The 19,371-nt window shown below is 68.3% G+C and carries 19 protein-coding genes and 1 riboswitch; of the genes, 14 read left to right on the top strand and 5 right to left on the bottom strand.

Annotation, left to right across the window (positions count from 1 at the left end; translation table 11 throughout):
• Positions 1–48 precede the first annotated feature (48 nt).
• The gene (gene dcd, locus IG04_RS0129795; RefSeq protein ID WP_030480062.1) at positions 49–630 is read left to right on the top strand and encodes a dCTP deaminase; all 582 of its coding nucleotides are present in this window, start codon (positions 49–51) and stop codon (positions 628–630) included.
• On the opposite strand, the gene IG04_RS0129790 is transcribed toward dcd, so the two are convergent.
• Positions 627–1,607 (bottom strand): cation diffusion facilitator family transporter, encoded by a 981-nt coding sequence (locus IG04_RS0129790; RefSeq protein ID WP_030480061.1) that lies wholly within the window; start codon positions 1,605–1,607, stop codon positions 627–629. The genes dcd and IG04_RS0129790 overlap by 4 nt on opposite strands.
• Positions 1,608–1,798: 191 nt before the next feature.
• On the opposite strand from IG04_RS0129790, the gene IG04_RS0129785 reads away from it, so the two are divergent.
• The 3 genes from IG04_RS0129785 to IG04_RS0129775 all read left to right on the top strand — a co-directional run bounded on the left by IG04_RS0129785 (position 1,799) and on the right by IG04_RS0129775 (position 4,985).
• Complete coding sequence (locus tag IG04_RS0129785) at positions 1,799–3,061, top strand: SdrD B-like domain-containing protein (RefSeq protein ID WP_030480060.1); 1,263 nt, start codon at positions 1,799–1,801, stop codon at positions 3,059–3,061.
• Between the two features lie 243 nt (positions 3,062–3,304).
• Positions 3,305–4,570 carry a hypothetical protein gene (locus tag IG04_RS0129780; RefSeq protein WP_144065413.1) on the top strand — a complete coding sequence of 422 codons (1,266 nt, stop codon included), beginning with the start codon at positions 3,305–3,307 and terminating at the stop codon, positions 4,568–4,570.
• Between the two features lie 34 nt (positions 4,571–4,604).
• Positions 4,605–4,985, top strand: a complete 381-nt coding sequence (locus IG04_RS0129775; protein ID WP_030480058.1) for a phage holin family protein — start codon at positions 4,605–4,607, stop codon at positions 4,983–4,985.
• A gap of 223 nt (positions 4,986–5,208) precedes the next feature.
• On the opposite strand, the gene IG04_RS0129770 is transcribed toward IG04_RS0129775, so the two are convergent.
• Positions 5,209–7,470, bottom strand: coding sequence for a (Fe-S)-binding protein (locus IG04_RS0129770; protein WP_030480057.1), 2,262 nt, complete (start codon positions 7,468–7,470; stop codon positions 5,209–5,211).
• A gap of 144 nt (positions 7,471–7,614) precedes the next feature.
• Between IG04_RS0129770 and IG04_RS0129765 the strand changes: the two genes are divergently transcribed.
• The 8 genes from IG04_RS0129765 to IG04_RS0129730 all read left to right on the top strand — a co-directional run bounded on the left by IG04_RS0129765 (position 7,615) and on the right by IG04_RS0129730 (position 14,301).
• Positions 7,615–7,938: a DMT family transporter gene (locus IG04_RS0129765; protein ID WP_030480056.1), complete on the top strand. Its 324-nt coding sequence runs from the start codon at positions 7,615–7,617 to the stop codon at positions 7,936–7,938.
• An 8-nt stretch (positions 7,939–7,946) separates the two neighbouring features.
• A complete protein-coding gene (locus IG04_RS0129760) occupies positions 7,947–8,525 on the top strand; it encodes a TetR/AcrR family transcriptional regulator (RefSeq protein ID WP_051770943.1) in 579 nt (192 codons plus the stop codon).
• A gap of 4 nt (positions 8,526–8,529) precedes the next feature.
• Entirely contained in the window at positions 8,530–9,084 is a 555-nt protein-coding gene (locus IG04_RS0129755; RefSeq protein ID WP_030480054.1) for a hypothetical protein, read from the top strand.
• 80 nt (positions 9,085–9,164) lie between these two features.
• Positions 9,165–10,007 carry a DUF4097 family beta strand repeat-containing protein gene (locus tag IG04_RS0129750; protein WP_144065412.1) on the top strand — a complete coding sequence of 281 codons (843 nt, stop codon included), beginning with the start codon at positions 9,165–9,167 and terminating at the stop codon, positions 10,005–10,007.
• 187 nt (positions 10,008–10,194) lie between these two features.
• Positions 10,195–12,066 (top strand): molecular chaperone DnaK, encoded by a 1,872-nt coding sequence (gene dnaK / locus IG04_RS0129745; protein ID WP_030480052.1) that lies wholly within the window; start codon positions 10,195–10,197, stop codon positions 12,064–12,066.
• Positions 12,063–12,686 (top strand): nucleotide exchange factor GrpE, encoded by a 624-nt coding sequence (gene grpE / locus IG04_RS0129740; protein WP_030480051.1) that lies wholly within the window; start codon positions 12,063–12,065, stop codon positions 12,684–12,686. Before dnaK ends, grpE begins: the two co-directional genes overlap by 4 nt.
• A 17-nt stretch (positions 12,687–12,703) precedes the next feature.
• Positions 12,704–13,867 (top strand): molecular chaperone DnaJ, encoded by a 1,164-nt coding sequence (gene dnaJ / locus IG04_RS0129735; RefSeq protein WP_030480050.1) that lies wholly within the window; start codon positions 12,704–12,706, stop codon positions 13,865–13,867.
• 5 nt (positions 13,868–13,872) lie between these two features.
• Complete coding sequence (locus IG04_RS0129730) at positions 13,873–14,301, top strand: heat shock protein transcriptional repressor HspR (protein ID WP_084401584.1); 429 nt, start codon at positions 13,873–13,875, stop codon at positions 14,299–14,301.
• A gap of 1 nt (position 14,302) precedes the next feature.
• Here the strand turns inward: IG04_RS0129730 and IG04_RS0129725 are convergent, their stop codons facing one another.
• A complete protein-coding gene (locus IG04_RS0129725; RefSeq protein ID WP_030480048.1) occupies positions 14,303–15,202 on the bottom strand; it encodes an SDR family oxidoreductase in 900 nt (299 codons plus the stop codon).
• Between the two features lie 83 nt (positions 15,203–15,285).
• Here IG04_RS0129725 and IG04_RS0129720 point away from each other — a divergent pair, with 83 nt between their 5' ends.
• Positions 15,286–15,861 carry a TetR/AcrR family transcriptional regulator gene (locus IG04_RS0129720; RefSeq protein ID WP_030480047.1) on the top strand — a complete coding sequence of 192 codons (576 nt, stop codon included), beginning with the start codon at positions 15,286–15,288 and terminating at the stop codon, positions 15,859–15,861.
• Here IG04_RS0129720 and IG04_RS0129715 read toward each other — a convergent pair.
• Positions 15,844–17,061: a serine hydroxymethyltransferase gene (locus tag IG04_RS0129715; protein WP_030480046.1), complete on the bottom strand. Its 1,218-nt coding sequence runs from the start codon at positions 17,059–17,061 to the stop codon at positions 15,844–15,846. The genes IG04_RS0129720 and IG04_RS0129715 overlap by 18 nt on opposite strands.
• 13 nt (positions 17,062–17,074) lie before the next feature.
• Positions 17,075–17,159, bottom strand: a riboswitch (ZMP/ZTP riboswitch).
• Between the two features lie 6 nt (positions 17,160–17,165).
• Entirely contained in the window at positions 17,166–18,269 is a 1,104-nt protein-coding gene (locus IG04_RS0129710) for an FAD-binding oxidoreductase (RefSeq protein WP_030480045.1), read from the bottom strand.
• Positions 18,270–18,587: 318 nt separating this feature from the next.
• Between IG04_RS0129710 and IG04_RS0129705 the strand changes: the two genes are divergently transcribed.
• Positions 18,588–19,235 carry a pyridoxamine 5'-phosphate oxidase family protein gene (locus IG04_RS0129705; protein WP_338043601.1) on the top strand — a complete coding sequence of 216 codons (648 nt, stop codon included), beginning with the start codon at positions 18,588–18,590 and terminating at the stop codon, positions 19,233–19,235.
• Positions 19,236–19,371: the final 136 nt, after the last annotated feature.

The raw sequence follows: 19,371 nt of genomic DNA, 5'->3' as shown, positions 1-19,371 counted from the left end.
ACACAGCGCGGGAACCTGTGGGGCGCCCGCTTCGGTTAGCCTGTCCGGGTGCTGCTGAGTGACCAGGATCTGCGCAAAGAGGTCGAGTCAGGCCGTCTCGTCCTCGACCCCTTCGACGCCGAGATGCTCCAGCCGTCGAGCTTCGACGTGCGGCTGGACCGGTTCTTCCGGGTCTTCAACAACACCAAGTACACCCACATCGACCCCGCGCAGCAGCAGGACGAGCTGACGAGCCTGGTCGAGACGCCGGCGGGTGAGCGGTTCGTGCTGCACCCCGGCGAGTTCGTGCTCGGGTCGACCTACGAGATGGTGACGCTGCCGGACGACCTGGCCGGTCGGCTCGAAGGCAAGTCCAGCCTCGGCAGGCTCGGTCTGCTCACGCACTCCACCGCGGGCTTCATCGACCCCGGCTTCTCCGGCCACATCACGCTGGAGCTGTCGAACGTCGCGAACCTGCCCATCACGCTGCACCCCGGTATGAAGATCGGGCAGCTGTGCCTGTTCAAGCTGTCGAGCCCGGCGGAGCACCCGTACGGCTCGACGCAGGCCGGCAGCCGGTACCAGGGCCAGCGCGGGCCGACGCCGAGCCGCGCCTACCTGAACTTCCACCAGACCGACACGCGGCGCTAACTCAGGTCGCCGTACCGCTCCAGCACTCGCCGGCGCAGTTCGGGATCGGTGCGCGGGACGGGCTCGAGGAAGATCTCGTCCAGGTCCGGGAACTGCGTGCGCAACTCCGCGGAGATGCGCACGCACGCGTCTTCCAGCTGATGTGCCGTCAGCGCGTCGTCGAAGTCGAGCCGCGCGCACAGCAGTACGCGGTCGGTGCCGATCGACATCGTCAGGATGTCCACGACGGCGTCCACCTCGGACGCCTCGGACAGCCGACGCCAGATCGACTTCACCATCACCGGGTCTGCCTGCTGTCCGATCAGCAGGCCGCGGTTCGTGCGCGCCAGGACGTAAGCGACCAGCGCGAGCAGCAGGCCGATCGCCAGCGACGCGAGGCCGTCCCACAGCGACGAGCCGGTCAGCTGGTGCAGGCCGAGGCCCGCGAACGCCAGCACCAGGCCGATCAGGGCGGCCGAGTCCTCCAGGAACACGGTCTTGACGGTCGGGTCGTCGGAGACGCGCAGGAAGTCCCAGAACCCGCGGCCGTGCGCGGCGGACTCGGAACGGACCTGCCGGAACGCCTGCGTCCACGAAACGGACTCCAGGACGAACGCCAGGCCCAGCACGACGTAGCCGACCAGCGGCCGGGTCTGCTCTTCCGGCTCGCCGAAAACCGTGCGGAAGCCCTCGTAGAACGCGAACATCGCGCCCGAGGCGAAGATCGAGACCGCCGCGAGCAACGACCAGAAGTAGCGCTCCTTGCCGTAGCCGAACGGGTGGCGGCGGTCGGCCGGCCGGCCGGAGCGGCGGAGAGCGGTCAGCAGGAGTGCCTCGGTGAACGTGTCGGCCACCGAGTGCGCGGCTTCCGAGAGGATTGCGGCCGATCCGGTCAGAACGCCCGCGATGGCCTTCATGACCGCGATGGCAAGGTTGACCGACAGCGCCAGCACCACCGTGAGTGTGCTTTCGCCTGAACTCGGCTGCTTCTCGCTCATAGTGATCAGCCTAGGACTCCAGGTGTGCGCGCACACGCCGTTGACCGGCGAGAATCACGGTTCGGTCTCGGACTGCAACCGAGCCCGGCCCTCAAACGACCTATAAGCGACCGGCCGCTGGAGCTGCCGGGAAAATGGCCGAAGAAATGCGTGGCGTATTTGCGCTGCGCAAAAATCCTGGGGGCAGGAAAATGAGCATCAAGATTCGCGCCGCAGCCATCACCGTCGCGACCTCCCTGGTCGCCGTGCCGCTCGCGCTCGCCGGCACCGCCGTCGCTCAGGACGAGACGGGCTACCTCGGTGGCATCGTCTTCAACGACCTCAACGGCGACGGCGTGAAGCAGGACGGCGAGCCGGGCATCAAGGACGTCAACGTCTCGGTCAAGGGAGAGAACGGTCAGGTCCACCCGTACTCGACCGACAACTACGGCGTCTTCACGGTGAAGCGCACGCCGTACGGCGAGTACGAGGTCAGCTACGCCGACCCGAAGCTGGGCAACACCACGCCGTCGTCCACCAAGGTCAAGGTCGGTCCCGGGGACACGCCGGGCATCTACTTCGGCGTGCGCGGCGGCTCGATCTGCGGTGTGGCCTGGAACGACGCCAACGAGGACGGCAAGCGCCAGGCGGGCGAGGGTCCGGTGGCCGGCCGGCTGATCTACGTCGAGAAGCTCGACCGGCACGTCGAGACCGGCGCGGACGGCGTCTACTGCTTCGACGGCCTGGACGCCGGTGAGTACCGGTTGGTCTCCAGCAAGCGGACGCACGACCCGCTCGTGCTCACCCAGCCTGGCGGTGACTCCAGGTTCGACTGGGTCAGCGCGCTGTCGCAGCCGGTCAAGGTCGGCAAGGGCGAGCAGGTCAAGGGCATCGACGCCGGGTACAGGACGCTCCGCTCCGACCTCAAGGCCGTGCAGCTGCTGATCGACAACGGCCAGGTCACCGACAGCAACACCTTCGAGGTGGGCGAGACCATCCAGATCATCGGCTCTGTCGTGGCCAACGGCAACGCGCCGGAGAGCCTCGGCGGCACGCTGACGCTGCCCGAGGGCCTGCGGATCCTCGCGCCGGTCGGTGGTCTGGGAGAGACCGCCGTCGTGCAGGGCCAGCAGGTGATCGTGCCGTTCGGTCCGAAGAAGGCCCCCGGCCTGATCGAGTTCGCCGGCGCCAGGGTCGCCGTCGAGAAGGAGTTCAAGGGCGGTCAGATCAAGTGGGAGGTGAAGAGCGACTACGTCGACTCCGACCTGTCCAACAACGTGCTGACCCGCACGATCGACGTGGTGGCGCACAAGCAGCCGCGCGGCGACGAGCCGGTCCACGCCGCTCCCGTGATCAACAAGACGGCCGGCCTGGCCGACACCGGTGTCGACCCCGTTGCCGCGGGTGCGATCGGTCTGGGCGCACTGGCTCTCGGCGGTCTGGCGGTCTTCGGTGCTCGCCGCCGGATGGCCTGATCTCTAGGCCATTCGAGTGACATTCACGGGCGTGGGCAACATCGACCGCCCCTGCGGTGTCTTAAAGCTGGGATCTGCTCCGGGGGGACGCTGATCACCAGGGGGTAAGACGGAACGGCCCGCGTCCGGGAGAGACGCGGGCCGTTCTGCTGTCCACTGTCGGAGTGAGTGACCGGCATCACGCAACACCGGACCCCCGGTGAATCGATGTCCTAAGTGGATAAGCCGAACGCTGGGGGATCAATGCGAACAATCTTCGCTGTCGGGGCGACTGCTGCCCTCGTGCTGCTCGCGACGGGCGCTCCCGCCCTCGCGCAGAACGAGAAGATCAACATTGCCGGCCAGGTCTTCCACGACCGCAACGGTGACAACACCTACGACGCAGGCGACGGCGTCCGAGCCTGGGGTGTCGGCGTCCGGATCACCGACCAGGTCAGCGGACAGGTCCACACCCTTCCTGTGGGAGCGAACGGCCGATACGGGATCTTCAACCTGCCGAAGTCGACGTACCTGGTCGAGAACCTCGACGTCACGAACTACACCAGCTCCAAGACCTCCTACACGACCTCGGAGACCCTGACCAACGGCGACTTCCCGCTGGTCGGCCACGTCGTGAGGGGTACCTCGTACCTCGACGCCAACGGTGACGGAGCCAAGCAGGCGGACGAGAGGGCCGTTGCCGGCGAGATCAAGGTCGTGGGCAAGGCCAAGGACGGTTCCCCGGTCGACGTGAGCAAGACGCCGGGCTCGGACGGCACGTACGCGATCGACCTGCCCCTCGGCGAGTTCACGCTCACGACGCCGCTGAACGACGAGGGCTTCGTCCTCGGCAAGCCCGCGTCCGCCACCGACGTCGACTGGGCCACCGGCACCCGCACGATCACCGTGGCGAGCACCGGCAAGACCGAGCAGGTCGACCTGCGCTACATCACCGCGGCGGCGAACATCACCGTCAAGGGGTCACTCTCGCCGGCCAAGGACACCTACCTGGTCGGTGAGGAGATCACCGCGAAGGTGCAGCTGATCAACACCGGCAACGCGCCGGTCATGCCGACGATCGGACTGGGCCGGTTCCACGCGAAGCTGATCCGGTACAGCGACAGCCTCGCAGCTGACACCAGCACCCAGTTCGAGCTCAAGCGCAAGATCGTTCCCGGCGAGACGGCCGAGATCGAGCTGACGTTCACGCCCACCGGCACCATCTTCACCGGCCTGCAACTGGTCGTGTTCGACCCGATGCGTGGGCTGAAGGACGTCGACAGCACCGACAACATGCTGCAGATCGCCGTGACGGTCGTCGAGAAGGGCGCGGAGACCACCGCCCCGACCACCTCGACCACCACCTCCGCGCCGACTACCACCACGACGACTCCGGCCGTCGCCGGGGCGGGCAACTCCTCCGGTCTCGCGTCGACCGGAGCGTCACCGCTGGGCTTCCTGGCCATCGGCGCCCTGCTGCTCGCAGCAGGCACGAGCGCGGTCTTCGTGGCACGCCGCCGCCGGTCCTGACCACATAGGACCCGCCACGGCTAGTCTGCGCGGCATGGGCATCTTGGTGCATGTGCTGCTGACTGCCGTGGCGGTGTGGGTGTCGACCGCCCTCCCCGGCATCGACCTGGGCGAGGGCTCGACCGGGTTGAGGATCCTCACGCTGATCGGCGTCGCGGTGATCTTCGGCCTGGTGAACGCGATCGTGAAGCCGCTGGTGAAGTTCTTCGGCTGCCTGTTCTACCTGCTGACGCTCGGTCTCATCGGGCTCGTGGTGAACGCGCTGCTGTTCATGCTCACCGGGTGGCTGGCGGAGCAGTTCGACCTGCCGTTCCGCGTCGACGGCTTCTGGCCCGCGTTCTGGGGCGCGATCATCGTCGCCCTGACGGGCTGGGTGCTGAACGTGGTCTACGACAAGGTCACCGACAAAGACTGACACCACAACGAAAAAGGCCCTCGGTCCACAACGGACCGAGGGCCTTTCGCTTGCCTGAACTAGTGCCACGACCGGCAACCTTCGCCGCGTCTTCGACGCTCAGCAGGGCGCCTCGCGGCACCGGCCCCACGCCCACAGCCAACCAGGATGAGGACGTGGGGCCGGCACCACGATGCACCCGTCTGACCGCCGAATACGGGGGCAAAGGCTGCCGGTCGCGGCACTAGGCCTTCGCCTTGTCCTCGTCCGGCAACGGCGTGCCGGTCGGGACCTCGTCGGTCGGCGTGTCCTGCTTCTCCGTACCGCGCTTCACGGACTCGAGCAGCATCTGCGCCACGTCCACGACCTCGACGTGCGCCCCTGCCAGGCCGTCGGCCTGACGCGCGGTCACGCCGTCGGTCAGCATCACGCGGCAGAACGGGCAGCCCGTCGCGATCTTCGACGGCGCGGTCGAGAGGGCCTCGTCCACGCGGTCGACGTTGATGCGCTTGCCGATCCGCTCCTCCATCCACATGCGGGCGCCACCGGCACCGCAGCACATGGACCGTTCCTCGTGCCGCGGCATCTCGCGCAGCTTCGCGCCCGACGCCCCGATCAGCTCACGCGGCGCCTCGTAGATCTTGTTGTGGCGGCCCAGGTAGCAAGGGTCGTGGTACGTGACGTCCTCGGTGACCGGCGCGACCGGCACCAGGCGGCGTTCGCGCACCAGCTTGTTCAGCAGCTGCGTGTGGTGCACGACCTCGTACGTGCCACCGACCTGCGGGTACTCGTTCGCCAGCGTGTTGAAGCAGTGCGCGCACGTCACGACGATCTTGCGCTGGCCGGCGGGCCGGTCCTCGAACACCGAGTTGAGCACCTCGACGTTCTGCTGCGCGAGCATCTGGAACAGGAACTCGTTGCCGGCGCGGCGGGCCGGGTCACCGGTGCAGGTCTCCTCCGGGCCGAGCACCGTGTACTTGACGTCCGCGGTGTGCAGCAGCTCGGCGACGGCGCGGGTGGTCTTCTTCGCGCGGTCCTCGAACGCACCGGCGCAGCCGACCCAGAACAGGTACTCCGCGTCGCCGAGGTCACCGTCGAACACCGGCACCTCGAACTCGAGGCCCTCGGTCCACGCCAGGCGGTCCTTGGAGTTCTGGCCCCACGGGTTGCCCTTGTTCTCCAGGTTCTTGAACATGCCGCCGAGCTCGGACGGGAAGTTCGACTCGATCAGCACCTGGTAGCGGCGCATGTCGACGATGTGGTCGACGTGCTCGATGTCCACGGGGCACTGCTCGACGCACGCGCCGCAGGTCGTGCAGGACCACAGCACCTCGGGGTCGATGACACCCAGCTCGTCCGGGCCGCCGACCAGCGGGCGCTCGGCCTCGGCCATCGCCAGCACGTCGATGGACTCGAGGCGCTTCTTGTAGTCCTCGTACTTGTCCTCGGTCAGGCCGACCTCGTCGCCGGCCATGTCGCGCGAGCCGCCCGCCAGCAGGTACGGCGCCTTGGCGTAGGCGTGGTCGCGCAGCTGGGTGATGAGCAGCTTGGGGGACAACGGCTTCGCGGTGTTCCAGGCGGGACACTGCGACTGGCAGCGGCCGCACTCGGTGCAGGTGGAGAAGTCGAGCCAGCCCTTCCAGCTGAAGTCCTCGACCTTGCCGACGCCGAACACGTCCTTGTCCGGGTCGGCCTCCTCCAGATCCAGGACCTTGCCGCCGGACATCATCGGCTTCAGCGCGCCCAGAGCGACGCCACCGTCGTCCTCGCGCTTGAAGTAGATGTTGAAGAACGCCGAGAACCGGTGCCAGGCGACGCCCATCGTGAGGTTCCGGCCGACCACGATCAGCCAGATCATGCCGCTCAGCAGCTTGACCAGCGCCATCACCGACACCCAGATGGGCGCGGCGGGGAGGATCTGCGCGAGCGGCTGCGTCACGAACGACGTCCACAGCGGGGCGACCTCCAGGCCGCTCGACTGCTTGAACGCCTTGACCATCAGGATGCCGACGCCCTCGATGATCACGACGGCCTCGACGAAGTACGCGGACTTGAAGTCGGAGCCCTGGAACCGGGAGACCCTGTCGGCGCGGCGCGGGTGGTTGCGCTGGCGGATCACCGCCAGGGCCACACCACCGACGACCGTGCCGAGGCCCAGCAGTTCGATCAGCAGCAGCCAGACCGACCACGTGCCGATGATCGGCCAGTGGAAGTGCGGGTCGAACACCTCGCCGTACGCCTCGAACAGCACCGCGGAGCCGATGAGGAAGCCCCACATCACCATCCAGTGCCACGGGGCGACCGAACGGAACTTCGCCATTCTGGTGTGCGCGACGAACTCGACGATCATCGTCTTCATGCGCGGCACGAACGGGCCCATGCGGGTGCCGTCCGGCTGGCCGAGCCGGATGATCTTGATCTGCTTCAGCACGGCGGCGACGAACACGCCCCAGGCGACGACGCTCACCGCCACGGCGACGAGTCCGAGAACCAGCTGGAGGGTCATGGCGGGATTCTAGGCCACGTTACTGATGAGTAACCACTTGGACGTGGCCGGTGTCTCCTCACGTACCGGTCAAGAATCCGAAAATTGATCAAAAACTTGTGGAACACTTGTTCAGGTAGTTGTCCTGAGCAGCCGGAGGCCGCCGTGTTGTACCTGTATCTCGCCGCGGCGATCGTGGCGGAGATCGCCGCCACCGTCTCGTTGAAGCTGTCCGAGGGCTTCACCAGACTCTGGCCGTCCGTGGTCGTCGTCCTCGGTTACGCCATCGCCTTTACCGCGCTTTCGCGCGCGTTGAAGTTGGGTATGCCCGTGGGCGTCGCCTACGCCGTATGGTCCGCTGTCGGCGTTGCATCAGTCGCGATCATCGGCTGGAAGTTCCTCGGCGAAACCCTCAACCCCACGATGGTCATCGGGCTGGTCCTGATCATCGGGGGCGTGGTGACGCTCGAACTCGGGAGGACGCACTGACCGCGACAGTGGAGTTGCAGAAGGTCGACGGCCGCAAGGCGCGTGGTGAGAAGAAGCGGCGCACCATCGTCGAGGCCACCCTGCGCGTGATCGAACGCGACGGCGTCGCGGGCGTGACGCATCGCAGCGTCGCCCGTGAGGCGGGCGTGCCGACGACGGCACCCACCTACTACTTCGCGACACTCGACGACCTGCTGATCGCCACGCTGCTGTGGTCGGCGGAAGAGCTGTGCGACGACATGCTGAAGATCGTCGCGAGCGGCGGCTGCGCCCGCGACATCGCGCAGAGCCTGGCGAAGGCGGTCAACGAGAACCGGAGTCGCACGCTCGCCGAGTACGAGCTGTACCTGCTGGCGGGCCGGCGTCCCGAGCTGAAGCCCGCCGCGCGCCGGTGGCTGGACCTGGCCGTCGAGGCGGTGCGGCCGGCGGATCCCGTCGCGTTCCGGGCGTTCCTCGCGGCCGTCGACGGGCTGCTGATGCAGGGCCTGATCGCCGACGTTGCTCCGAACGAGGACGAGCTGGAGCCAATTGTGTCCTTCTTGATCCGCGGCTGCGACGATTTCACGGCCGCCCCGCGGGAAGAATGAGGTCATGAAGTTCGCGCGAGAGGTGTCCGGCATCAGCCACGGGGTGAGCCTGGGGCTGCTCGCCGCGCTCTACGTGCGCGACTCGCTGGCGTTGTCGGTCGACGTCGAGCCGCACGTGCCGGGCCTGGACCCGTCGTTACCGGTGCGGGTGCCGCCGGGCACCGACCGCGCCGCGGTGACCGCCGAATGGCCGGGCTGGTGGGCCGACGCGCTGGACGCGTGCAGGCGCAACGCCGAACCCGAGACCCCCGAGGACGCCGAGGCGTTGCTGACCCGCCCGGCCAGCCGTGCCGTGGTGCTCGCGCTGAAGCCGGGTATCGAGCGACTGCACCAGGTGCAGAGCCCTGCCGCGTTACCGATGGGCGACGTGCTGCGCGGCATCGAGTCGCGCATCGGCCGGTGGGCGCAGAGCGTCGAGCTGCACATCGCCGAGGTGCCGGTGGACGGCCTGCTGTGGGAACGGATCGCGCCCGCGCACGTGCTGGCGTCGACGAGGTTCCTCAACGACCCGGCGCGCACTGCTCCCGCGTTGCGCGCGGTGCTCGAAGACCTCGTCTGATCTAGGTAGGGAGAACCCCACCTCGCCTCCGGGGGCTTGCAGCCGTGTAGCTGAGCGCCACGACCTCTAGTTTTGTGCTCATGATGAGGACGGCGCTGGTGGCGTTGGTGGCGGGGGCGGTGCTCACAGTGTCGACCGGCTGTGGCATCCGCATCATGAAGTACGAGTTCCAGGACGACCACGTCGTCGCTGAGACCTTCACGTCGGTGAAGGTGCGTGGAGAAGACGGCGCGGGGGACGTGTCGATCCGGTACCAGGAGGGGCTGGCCGAGACGAAGATCCACCGCAAGGTCGAGCACGCGAAGGACAACAAGCCCTCGGGCATCGCGCACCGCATCGAGGGCAGCACGCTGGTGCTGGACGGCTGCGGCAGGAACTGCGAGATCGACTACGTGGTCCTGGTCCCGTCCGCGGGCATTTCGCTGATCGGTGACACCGGATCGGGGGACGTGACCGTCGAGGGGCTGGCCTCCGTCGACTTCAGGACCGGCTCCGGCAGGGTCGTCGCCCGCGACATCGCGGGGGATGTCAAGGTGAAGGCCGGATCCGGTGACTTCGAGGGCGCCAGGATCGGTGGCGCCGTCACGGCCGACTTGGGGTCCGGCGGGATCTTGCTGGACGCGATCAAGGGCAAGGCGCTGCTCGGCACCGGTTCCGGGGAGATCAACGGCACCTCGATGGCGAGCGAGGTGATCGCGAAGGCCGACTCCGGGCGAATCGAACTGATGTTGTCGGTGGCGAACTCGGTGCGGGCCAACACCGGGTCCGGCGAGGTCGTCGTCCGGGTGCCAGGGGGTCCGTTCAAGATCACCGGCACGTCGGGCAGCGGTGAGCGCTCGATCCACGTGCCGACCGATCCGAACGCATCGCTCGAACTCGACCTCAACACCGGATCCGGGGAGGTCCAGGTGTTCGCGGCCTGAGTTCGACCGGGGGGAATGTGTCGAGGGCCACTCCACGAGGAGTGGCCCTCGACGCGTTGTGAGGGAACAACCAGACCTTGTCGGCCGTTGGGTCAGGCAGAAAGCTTGAGTCGAGTAGGCTCAAGGTTGGGCGAGATGGCAAACTTGAGTCAGCAACGCTCAACAAGTACTAGCGGAAGGAACTCCAATGGCGCGTGCAGTCGGCATCGACCTCGGGACGACCAACTCGGTCGTCGCAGTCCTCGAAGGCGGTGAGCCGACGGTCATCGCCAACTCGGAGGGCTCCAGGACGACCCCGTCCATCGTCGCGTTCGCCAAGAACGGCGAGGTCCTCGTGGGCCAGCCCGCGAAGAACCAGGCCGTCACCAACGTCGACCGCACCATCCGGTCGGTCAAGCGTCACGTCGGCACGAACTGGCAGACCGACGAGATCGACGGCAAGAAGTACACCTCGCAGGAGATCAGCGCGCGCGTGCTGATGAAGCTCAAGCGCGACGCCGAGGCGTACCTGGGCGAGGAGATCACCGACGCGGTCATCACCGTCCCGGCCTACTTCGAGGACGCGCAGCGCCAGGCCACCAAGGAGGCCGGCCAGATCGCGGGCCTCAACGTGCTCCGCATCGTCAACGAGCCGACGTCGGCCGCTCTGGCCTACGGCCTCGACAAGGGCGAGAAGGAGCAGACCATCCTGGTCTTCGACCTCGGTGGCGGCACGTTCGACGTCTCGCTGCTCGAGCTCGGCGACGGCGTGGTCGAGGTCCGGGCGACCTCCGGTGACAACCACCTCGGTGGCGACGACTGGGACCAGCGCGTCGTCGACTGGCTGGTCGAGCGCTTCAAGCAGGCCAACGGCATCGACCTGACCAAGGACAAGATGGCCCTCCAGCGCATCCGTGAGGCTGCGGAGAAGGCCAAGATCGAGCTGTCGAGCTCCAACAACGCCTCGATCAACCTGCCGTACATCACGGTCGACGGCGACAAGAACCCGCTGTTCCTCGACGAGACGCTGTCCCGTGCCGAGTTCCAGCGGATCACGAACGACCTGCTCGAGCGCACCCGCGCGCCGTTCAACAACGTGATCAAGGACGCGGGCGTCTCCGTCGGCGACATCGACCACGTCGTGCTCGTCGGTGGCTCGACCCGCATGCCCGCCGTCGCGGAGCTCGTCAAGGAGCTGACCGGTGGCCGCGAGCCCAACAAGGGCGTGAACCCGGACGAGGTCGTCGCCGTCGGCGCAGCCCTGCAGGCCGGTGTCCTCAAGGGTGAGGTCAAGGACGTCCTGCTGCTCGACGTCACCCCGCTGTCCCTCGGCATCGAGACCAAGGGCGGCATCATGACCAAGCTGATCGAGCGCAACACCACGATCCCGACGAAGCGCTCCGAGACCTTCACGACGGCCGACGACAGCCAGCCGTCCGTGCAGATCCAGGTCTTCCAGGGCGAGCGCGAGATCGCGGCGCACAACAAGAAGCTCGGCATGTTCGAGCTGACCGGCCTGCCGCCCGCCCCGCGTGGCGTGCCGCAGATCGAGGTCACCTTCGACATCGACGCGAACGGCATCGTCCACGTGTCGGCGAAGGACCTGGGCACCGGCAAGGAGCAGTCGATGACGATCACCGGTGGCTCCGCGCTGCCGAAGGACGACATCGACCGCATGGTGAAGGACGCCGAGGCCCACGCGGAGGAGGACAAGCGCCGCCGCGAGGAGGCCGAGGTCCGCAACCAGGCCGAGACGCTCGTCTACCAGACGGAGAAGGTCGTCAAGGAGAACGACGACAAGCTCCCGGCCGAGATCAAGGACAAGGTCAACGCGGCGATCGCCGAGGCGACCGAGGCGCTCAAGGGCACCGACATCAACGCCATCAAGACGGCGGTCGAGAAGCTCGCGACCGAGTCCCAGGCCATCGGCCAGGCGATCTACGCCAACGCGCCGGGCGCCCCCGGTGCCGAGGCTCCCGGTGCCGACGCGCCGGGTGCCGCTGGTGCGGGCGCCGGTGCCAAGGCCGGCCAGGACGACGTCGTCGACGCCGAGATCGTGGATGAGGACGAGAAGAAGTGACCGAACCGAGGCATGCCGCCCCTGACGAGGAGCAGCCTCAGGTAGTCGTGAACGACCGGCGCCGGATCGACCCCGAAACGGGTGACGTCCGGCCGCCGGCCCACGCTGCCGAGGACAGTGCTCCGGTAGAAGAGCCCCTGGTCGCCGAGGTCGTGGACGAGGTGGCCGCCGAGCTGAAGACCCAGCTCGACGAGCGCACCGCCGACCTGCAGCGGCTCACCGCCGAGTACGCGAACTACCGCAAGCGGGTGGAACGCGACCGGGAAGCAGTGATCAACAACGCGAAGGCGTCCGTCGCCTCCGAACTGCTCTCGGTGCTGGACGACATCGAACGGGCCGCCGCGCACGGCGACCTGACCGGTGCCTTCAAGGCGGTGGCGGACAAGCTCGTGTCCACGCTCGCCAAGACCGGTCTGGTGCCGTTCGCGCACGACGGCGAGGCGTTCGACCCGTCGGTGCACGAGGCCGTGCAGCACAGCACGTCCCCGGACGTCGAGGGCCCGACCGTCACGGCAGTTCTGCGTCGTGGCTACACGTTCGGCGACAAGCTCGTCCGGCCCGCGCTCGTCGCGGTGACCGACCACGAGCCCGCCGCAGCCGCACCGTCCGAAGAAGCCTAGGGAGGAGGAGCCGTCCGGTGAGTCAGAGGGACTGGATCGAGAAGGACTTCTACCGCGAGCTGGGCGTCTCCTCCGAGGCGACCGCGGACGAGATCAAGAAGTCGTACCGCAAGCTCGCGCGCGAGCTGCATCCCGACGCGAACCCCGGTGACGCCAAGGCGGAGGCCCGCTTCAAGGCGGTCTCCGAGGCCTACGGCGTGCTGTCGGACCCGGCCAAGCGCAAGCAGTACGACGAGGCCCGCCGCCTGTTCGCGGGCGGCGGCGGGTTCCCGGGTTCCGGCGGCTTCGGCTCCGGCGGGTTCGACGTCAACGACCTGTTCGGCCGTGCCGCGCAGGGCACCGGTGGCGGCGGCCTGGGCGACCTGCTCGGCGGGCTGTTCAACCGGCGCGGCGGCGCGGCGGCGGGTTCGCCCACGCGGCCGCGTCGTGGTGAGGACGTCGAGACCGACGTCCGCATCGACTTCACCGAGGCGGTGAAGGGAGCGACGGTGCCGCTGCGCCTGTCGTCCCCCGCCGCCTGCACGACGTGCAACGGTTCCGGTGCCAAGCCGGGCACCACCCCGCACACCTGCGCGACGTGCTCGGGTTCCGGCCTCGTCACGCGGTCGCAGGGCGCGTTCGCGTTCAGCGAGCCGTGCCGCGACTGCCGTGGCACCGGCCGGATCATCGACGACCCGTGCCTCGAGTGCGGTGGCGACGGCGTCAGCACCCGCACCCGCACGCTGACCGTCCGGATCCCGTCGGGAGTCTCCGACGGCCAGCGGATTCGCCTTGCGGGGCAAGGCGAACCGGGGCGCAACGGCGGACCGAACGGCGATCTGTTCGTGCGTGTGCACGTCAACCCGCACGGCATCTTCGGCCGTCAGGGCAACGACCTGACGCTGACGGCGCTGATGACGTTCGCCGAGCTCGCGCTCGGAACCACGTTGACCGTGCCCACGCTGGACGGCAAGGTTTCCCTGAAGGTGCCTGCCGGTACCGCCTCCGGGCGGGTGCTGCGGGCGCGGGGCAAGGGGATCACGAAGCGGGACGGGACCGCGGGCGATCTCCTGATCACCCTGGAGGTCGCGGTGCCGAACAACCTGTCGTCCGAGGCCCGCAAGGCACTCGAGGCGTACGCGGACGTGACCCAGGACCATGACCCGCGCGGCGATCTGAACGCACTCCTTGAAGGGCGGTGAGTTCGGTGGGTTTTCCGTTCCCGCCGGGAACCGATGAGGACACGCCGTTCTTCGTGATCTCGGTGGCGGCCCAGCTGTCGGGCCTGCACGCCCAGACCCTGCGGTCCTACGACCGGATGGGCCTGGTCTCTCCGGGCCGCACGTCCGGTGGCGGCCGCCGCTACTCGATGCGCGACATCGTGCTCCTGCGCGAAGTCCAGCGCCTCTCGCAGGACGAGGGCGTGAACCTCGCCGGCATCAAGCGGATCATCGACCTGGAGAACCAGGTCGACGCGCTGCAGTCGCGGGTCGCCGAACTCCAGCAGGAGCTCGCGCAGGCCATGGCGGCAGCCGACTCCACGGCCGCCGCCGTGCACGCGTCCTATCGTCGCGACCTCGTGCCCATCCGGCAGGAGACCGCGCTCGTCGTGTGGAAACCCAAGCCGCGCAAATAGTTCAGTGCTGCTCGAAGTAGAACCCGGCCTCCAGATCCGCGAGGAGGCCGGGTTCTTCTGCTTCCCAGCCCAGAAGCTCGCGGGTCTTCGTGCTGGACGTCGGTGCGTCCCGCGAGACCATGAACGCGAGCGGGCCGAAGTGCTCCTGGGCGCGCTCCGCCGGAATGCTCTGCACGGGCACGTCCAGCTTCCGCCCGATGACCTCGGCGATCTCCCTCATCGTCACGGCCTCCTCCGCGACCGCGTGCAGCACCGAGCCCGCGGAGGCCTTCTCCGCGGCCAGCCGGTAGAGCCTCGCCGCGTCCAGCGTGTGCGTGGCGGACCAGCGGTTCGTGCCGTCGCCGGGGTAGCCGGAAATCCCTGTGACACGGGCGGTCCTGACCAGGATCGGGATGAAACCCGCCGTGTCCAGTGCACTGTGGACGGTCGGCGGCAGCACGACGACCGAGCCCCGGACGTCCGCGGCGTCGATGATCGCGTTGCGCGCGGCGCCCCGCGGGCTCTCGCTCGAGACCCGCTCCTCCTCGGTGGCGGTGCGGCCCAGGCCCGAGTACGACAGCGTGCCGCCGGTGCCGACCAGCGCCTTGCCGGTGCCGGAGAGCTCGTCCAGGAAGGCCTGGACGACGGCGAGGTCGGCGTCGGAGGCGCCCTGGTAGTCGCCCGCGTACATCTCGTCGTGCTTGAACGCCAGGTGGATCACGGCGTCCGCCTCGGCCGCGCCCTTGCGCAGCCCGTCGAGGTCGTCCAGATCGCCGAGCTTGACCGTGGCGCCCTGGGTGTCGAGCTTGGCGGCGGAGGCGTCAGAACGGGCCAGTCCGACGACCTGGTGTCCCGCTCGCAGCAGTTCCGGGACCAGCGCCGAGCCGACGTGGCCGCTGGCGCCCGTGACGAAGACCTTCATGACACTTCCTTCAAGTGATGGGACTTGGTCTCATCACCGTAGCAGAGCGATGGGACTGAGTCGCATCACTTAGGATGTGAGCCATGGGTCGATGGGAGCCGGACGCGCGGGAGCGGTTGGTGCGCGCCGCACTCGACCTGTTCAGCGAGCAGGGGTACGAGAACACCGCGGTCGCGCAGATCGCCGAGCGCGCGGGCCTCACGAAGAGCACGTTCTTCCGGCACTTCCGGGACAAGCGCGAGGTGCTCTTCGGCGGCCAGGACGTGCTGGCCGAGCTGATGACCGGCGCGATCTCCGGTGCGCCCGCGGAGGCGGGGCCGCTGGAGGCGGTCGAGGCGGCGCTGGTGGCGACGGCCGCGACGTTCACCGACGAGCGGCGGGCGCACGGACCGCAGCGGCTCGTGGTGATCGCGGGCAACGACGAACTGCGCGAGCGGGCCGCGTTGAAGATGGTCGGGTTCGCCGTCGCGATGACGGACGCGTTGAAGCAGCGCGGGGTGCCGGAGTTGGAGGCCGCCGTGGCCGCGGAGTTGGGAGTGCTGGCGTTCAACCACGGCTACGAGCGCTGGCTGGAGACCGGCGGGGACTTCGCGGAAGTCGCCCGCCGGACGTTCAGCGACGTGCGTGCGGCCGTCGGTTCTCTAGAGCGAGCCGAGTAGTTCCTCGACCTCGGCGGCGATGAGGTCCAGCGCCTGGTCGTTGTCGTGGGCGGCGATCGCGCGGTCCATCCAGTCCGCGATCAACGGCATCTGCTCGGGCCTGAGGCCGCGCGTCGTGACGCCCGGCGTGCCGAGCCGGATGCCGGACGGGTCGAACGGCTTGCGGGTGTCGAACGGGACGGCGTTGTAGTTCAGCTCGATGCCCGCGCGGTCGAGCGCCTGCGCGGCCGGCTTGCCGCCGATCAGCTTGGACGTCAGGTCGATCAGCACCAGGTGGTTGTCCGTGCCGCCGGACACGAGGTCGAAACCGCGTTCCAGCAACGCCTCCGCGAGCGCCTGCGCGTTCTTCACGATCATGTGCGCGTAGTCGCGGAACTCCGGCTGCGACGCCTCTTTGAGCGCGACGGCGATGGCGGCCGTCGTGTGGTTGTGCGGGCCGCCCTGCAGGCCGGGGAACACGGCGCGGTCGATCGCCTTCGCGTGCGCGGCGTCGGTGAGGATCATGGCGCCACGCGGGCCCCTCAGCGTTTTGTGCGTGGTCGTGGTGATCACCGGCGCGTGCCCGACCGGCGACGGGTGCGCGCCGCCGGCGACGAGACCCGCGATGTGCGCGATGTCGGCGACCAGCAGCGCGTCGACCTCCCTGGCGATGTCCGCGAACGCGGGGAAGTCGATGGTGCGCGGGATCGCCGTGCCACCGCAGAAGATCACCTTCGGGCGTTCGGCGAGTGCGAGCGCGCGGACATCGTCCATGTCGACGCGGCCGGTGTCCTTGCGGACCTCGTACTGGACGCTGCGGAACCACCTGCCGGTGGCCGAGACGCTCCAGCCGTGCGTGAGGTGGCCGCCCATCGGCAGGGACATGCCCATCACGGTGTCGCCCGGCTGCAGGAACGCCAGGTACACGGCGAGGTTCGCCGGGGAACCCGAGTACGGCTGGACGTTCGCGTGGTCGACGCCGAAGAGCGCCTTCGCGCGGTCCTGCGCCAGCAGTTCGACCTGGTCGATGACCTGCTGGCCCTCGTAGTACCGCTTGCCGGGGTAGCCCTCGGAGTACTTGTTCGTCAGCACCGAGCCCGTTGCCTCGAGCACGGCGGCAGACACGTCGTTCTCGGACGCGATCATGCGCAGCTTGCGGGCCTGGCGGTGTTCCTCGGCCTGGATCAGGGTGGCGATCTCGGGATCGACTTCGCGCAGCACGGCATCACTCCGTGCCGGGCACCCAGGCGTTCGGTGCGCTCGGCCGTCGCTTCCCGGTGGTCACTTCCACCCTCGGCACGCCAGTCGCTTTCGACGTGCCGAGTTTAGTCCAGCGTGAACGGGTCGTACTTGATCCGGTCGAGCGGCGTTCCGGCGACCAGCATGCGGGACACCGTCGATCTGATCATGGCGGGGCTGCCGCAGACCAGGACGTCGCGCTCTTCCCATGCGCCGTAGCGGGTGACCACGTCGGCGAGGCTGCCCTGCTCGACACCCCGGACGCCGGGGTCGGACTCCAGCACCGGCACGACCGTGAGCCACGGGTTCGTGGTCGCGATGCGCTGCAGGTTGTCCAGGTCGTAGAGGTCCTCGCGGGTGCGGCCGCCGTAGAACAGGTGCACGCGCGGGTTCTCGCCGTACTGCGCCATCTCGTCGATCATGGCGTGCATCGGCGCGACACCCGTGCCACCGGCCACCATCAGGATGTCCGTCCCGGCGGTGCGGTCGACCGAGAGACGTCCCATGGGCGGTCCGATGCGCCACGTGTCACCGGCCTGCGTGTGGCCGACCACCGAGCGGGACACCCAGCCGCCGTCGACGGACCGGATGTGGAACTCGATGACGCCGTCCTCGCGCGGTGCGTTCGCCGGCGTGTAGTACCGCCACAGGCGCTTGCGCTGCGGCGTCTCCACGCTGACGTACTGACCGGCCTTGTAGCTCACCGGGTGGTCCGGCTGCAGGCGCACGACGGCCAGGTCCCACGAGACGCGCTGGTGCTCCAGCACCGTCGCGTGCCAGTAGGCGGGCCCGTTGTCGGCGTCGGCCGCCTCCTGCATCGCCCTGGCCATGAGGGTGTAGGCCTCTGCCCACGCCATCTCGACCTTGGGCGTCCAGGCGGCGCCGGAGAACTTCTTCACCGCGGACAGCAGTGCGGTCCCGACCGCCTCGTAGTGGACGTTGATGACACCGAACTTCCGGTGGTCACGACCCAGCTGACGCAGGAAGGGGATGAGGTCGTCCGGGCGGTCGACCATCTGTACCACGTGCACGAGGGCGCGCAGCAGACGGCTGCGTTGCACCTCCATGTTCGCGGGGAACATCTCGCGTGTGGCAGGCGAGAGCGAGAAGAGCATTCCGTAGAAGAACTTCGCCACTTCTTCGGAATACGGCTCCACCACCGCGAAGCTCTCCCGGATCATCCGCACCATCGCGGTGACACCAGGCGGGGGTTCTCGGTGGGGCGGGGTAGGGATGGGGCTCAGCACAGCGTTCGCAGTCATGGTCCGCGCGCAGTCTCCACGTTCTTCATCGTCGTTCTCAGTGGCGCCGGCAAGGCGCCGTGCGTCCTCGTCAAGCATCCGTCCCCCGACAGGGGTGGACAGTAACCCCTGATCGGGCCGTTTGACTCCTTGATGCCACCTTCGAGCGAAGCATGGTCACTCTAGGTGAGTAGTTGTTACCGCAACAGTGTGAATGTGAGGGTCGGTCTGTACCGGGTTGTGCGCTTGCGTGCTTGGGTGGGCCGCGTGTCCCTGCCTGAGCTGACTGAAACCACCTCACCCGACCGTGTCGAGCTCCCCGGCTCACGCGGCGAGCACTTCCTCCAATGTGCCCTGGAGACGTCCGACCGCGCCACACGCTTCTACTCGGACCAGGTGCTGGACCACCTCAACCCCGCGATGGCCGAGTTCGTCGGCCGGATGGAGATGGCCTTCATCTCGACCGCTGATGCGGACGGGGAGTGCGACTCCTCGCTGCGAGCCGGCTCTGCCGGGTTTTTACGGGTGATCGACTCGCGGACCCTCGTCTACCCCGAGTACCGGGGGAACGGCGTGATGGCCTCGCTGGGGAACATCATGGAGAACCCGCACGTCGGGATGCTGATGGTGGACTTCGCCGAGGATCTGATCGGGCTGCATGTGAACGGGCGGGCCCGGATCGCTCCGCTTGAGGAGTTCGCTTCCGGGGATGAGGCGTCGACCGGTCCCGGGGGTAAGAAGGTCGAGCGGTGGGTGGTGGTCTCGGTTCAGGAGGCCTATATCCACTGTCGCAAGCATGTCCCGCGGATGGTGCCCGTTGATCGGGTTCGTCATTGGGGGACTGATGATGTTAAGCGGAAGGGTGGCGACTTCTTTGGGGTCAAGGCCGACAAGATGAGTGATGCCGGCGGGTGACGCGGGCCTTTGTGGGTGCTGTGACCGGGTGGGCTGTGACCGGGCGGGTGGTCACCTTTGCGGGCCGCGACCGGGCGGGTGGTCGCCTTGCGGGCGGCGAGCTTGCGGTTGCGTGCTTCCCCTGGGGGCGCTGCCC

This window comes from Lentzea albidocapillata (assembly GCF_000719115.1).
Classification (GTDB): Bacteria; Actinomycetota; Actinomycetes; order Mycobacteriales; family Pseudonocardiaceae; genus Lentzea; species Lentzea albidocapillata.
The sequence above is the reverse complement of the archived record's forward strand: the minus strand, read 5'-3'. Positions and strand labels throughout refer to the sequence as shown.

Excerpts from the sequence above, each read along its gene's own strand:
- IG04_RS0129790 (WP_030480061.1), bottom strand. The coding sequence starts at position 1,607 with ATGAGCGAGAAGCAGCCGAGTTCAGGCGAAAGCACACTCACGGTGGTG.
- IG04_RS0129785 (WP_030480060.1), top strand. The coding sequence starts at position 1,799 with ATGAGCATCAAGATTCGCGCCGCAGCCATCACCGTCGCGACCTCCCTG.
- IG04_RS0129780 (WP_144065413.1), top strand. The coding sequence starts at position 3,305 with ATGCGAACAATCTTCGCTGTCGGGGCGACTGCTGCCCTCGTGCTGCTC.
- IG04_RS0129775 (WP_030480058.1), top strand. The coding sequence starts at position 4,605 with ATGGGCATCTTGGTGCATGTGCTGCTGACTGCCGTGGCGGTGTGGGTG.
- IG04_RS0129770 (WP_030480057.1), bottom strand. The coding sequence starts at position 7,470 with ATGACCCTCCAGCTGGTTCTCGGACTCGTCGCCGTGGCGGTGAGCGTC.
- IG04_RS0129755 (WP_030480054.1), top strand. The coding sequence starts at position 8,530 with ATGAAGTTCGCGCGAGAGGTGTCCGGCATCAGCCACGGGGTGAGCCTG.
- IG04_RS0129750 (WP_144065412.1), top strand. The coding sequence starts at position 9,165 with ATGATGAGGACGGCGCTGGTGGCGTTGGTGGCGGGGGCGGTGCTCACA.
- dnaK (WP_030480052.1), top strand. The coding sequence starts at position 10,195 with ATGGCGCGTGCAGTCGGCATCGACCTCGGGACGACCAACTCGGTCGTC.
- IG04_RS0129725 (WP_030480048.1), bottom strand. The coding sequence starts at position 15,202 with ATGAAGGTCTTCGTCACGGGCGCCAGCGGCCACGTCGGCTCGGCGCTG.
- IG04_RS0129720 (WP_030480047.1), top strand. The coding sequence starts at position 15,286 with ATGGGTCGATGGGAGCCGGACGCGCGGGAGCGGTTGGTGCGCGCCGCA.
- IG04_RS0129710 (WP_030480045.1), bottom strand. The coding sequence starts at position 18,269 with ATGGTGCGGATGATCCGGGAGAGCTTCGCGGTGGTGGAGCCGTATTCC.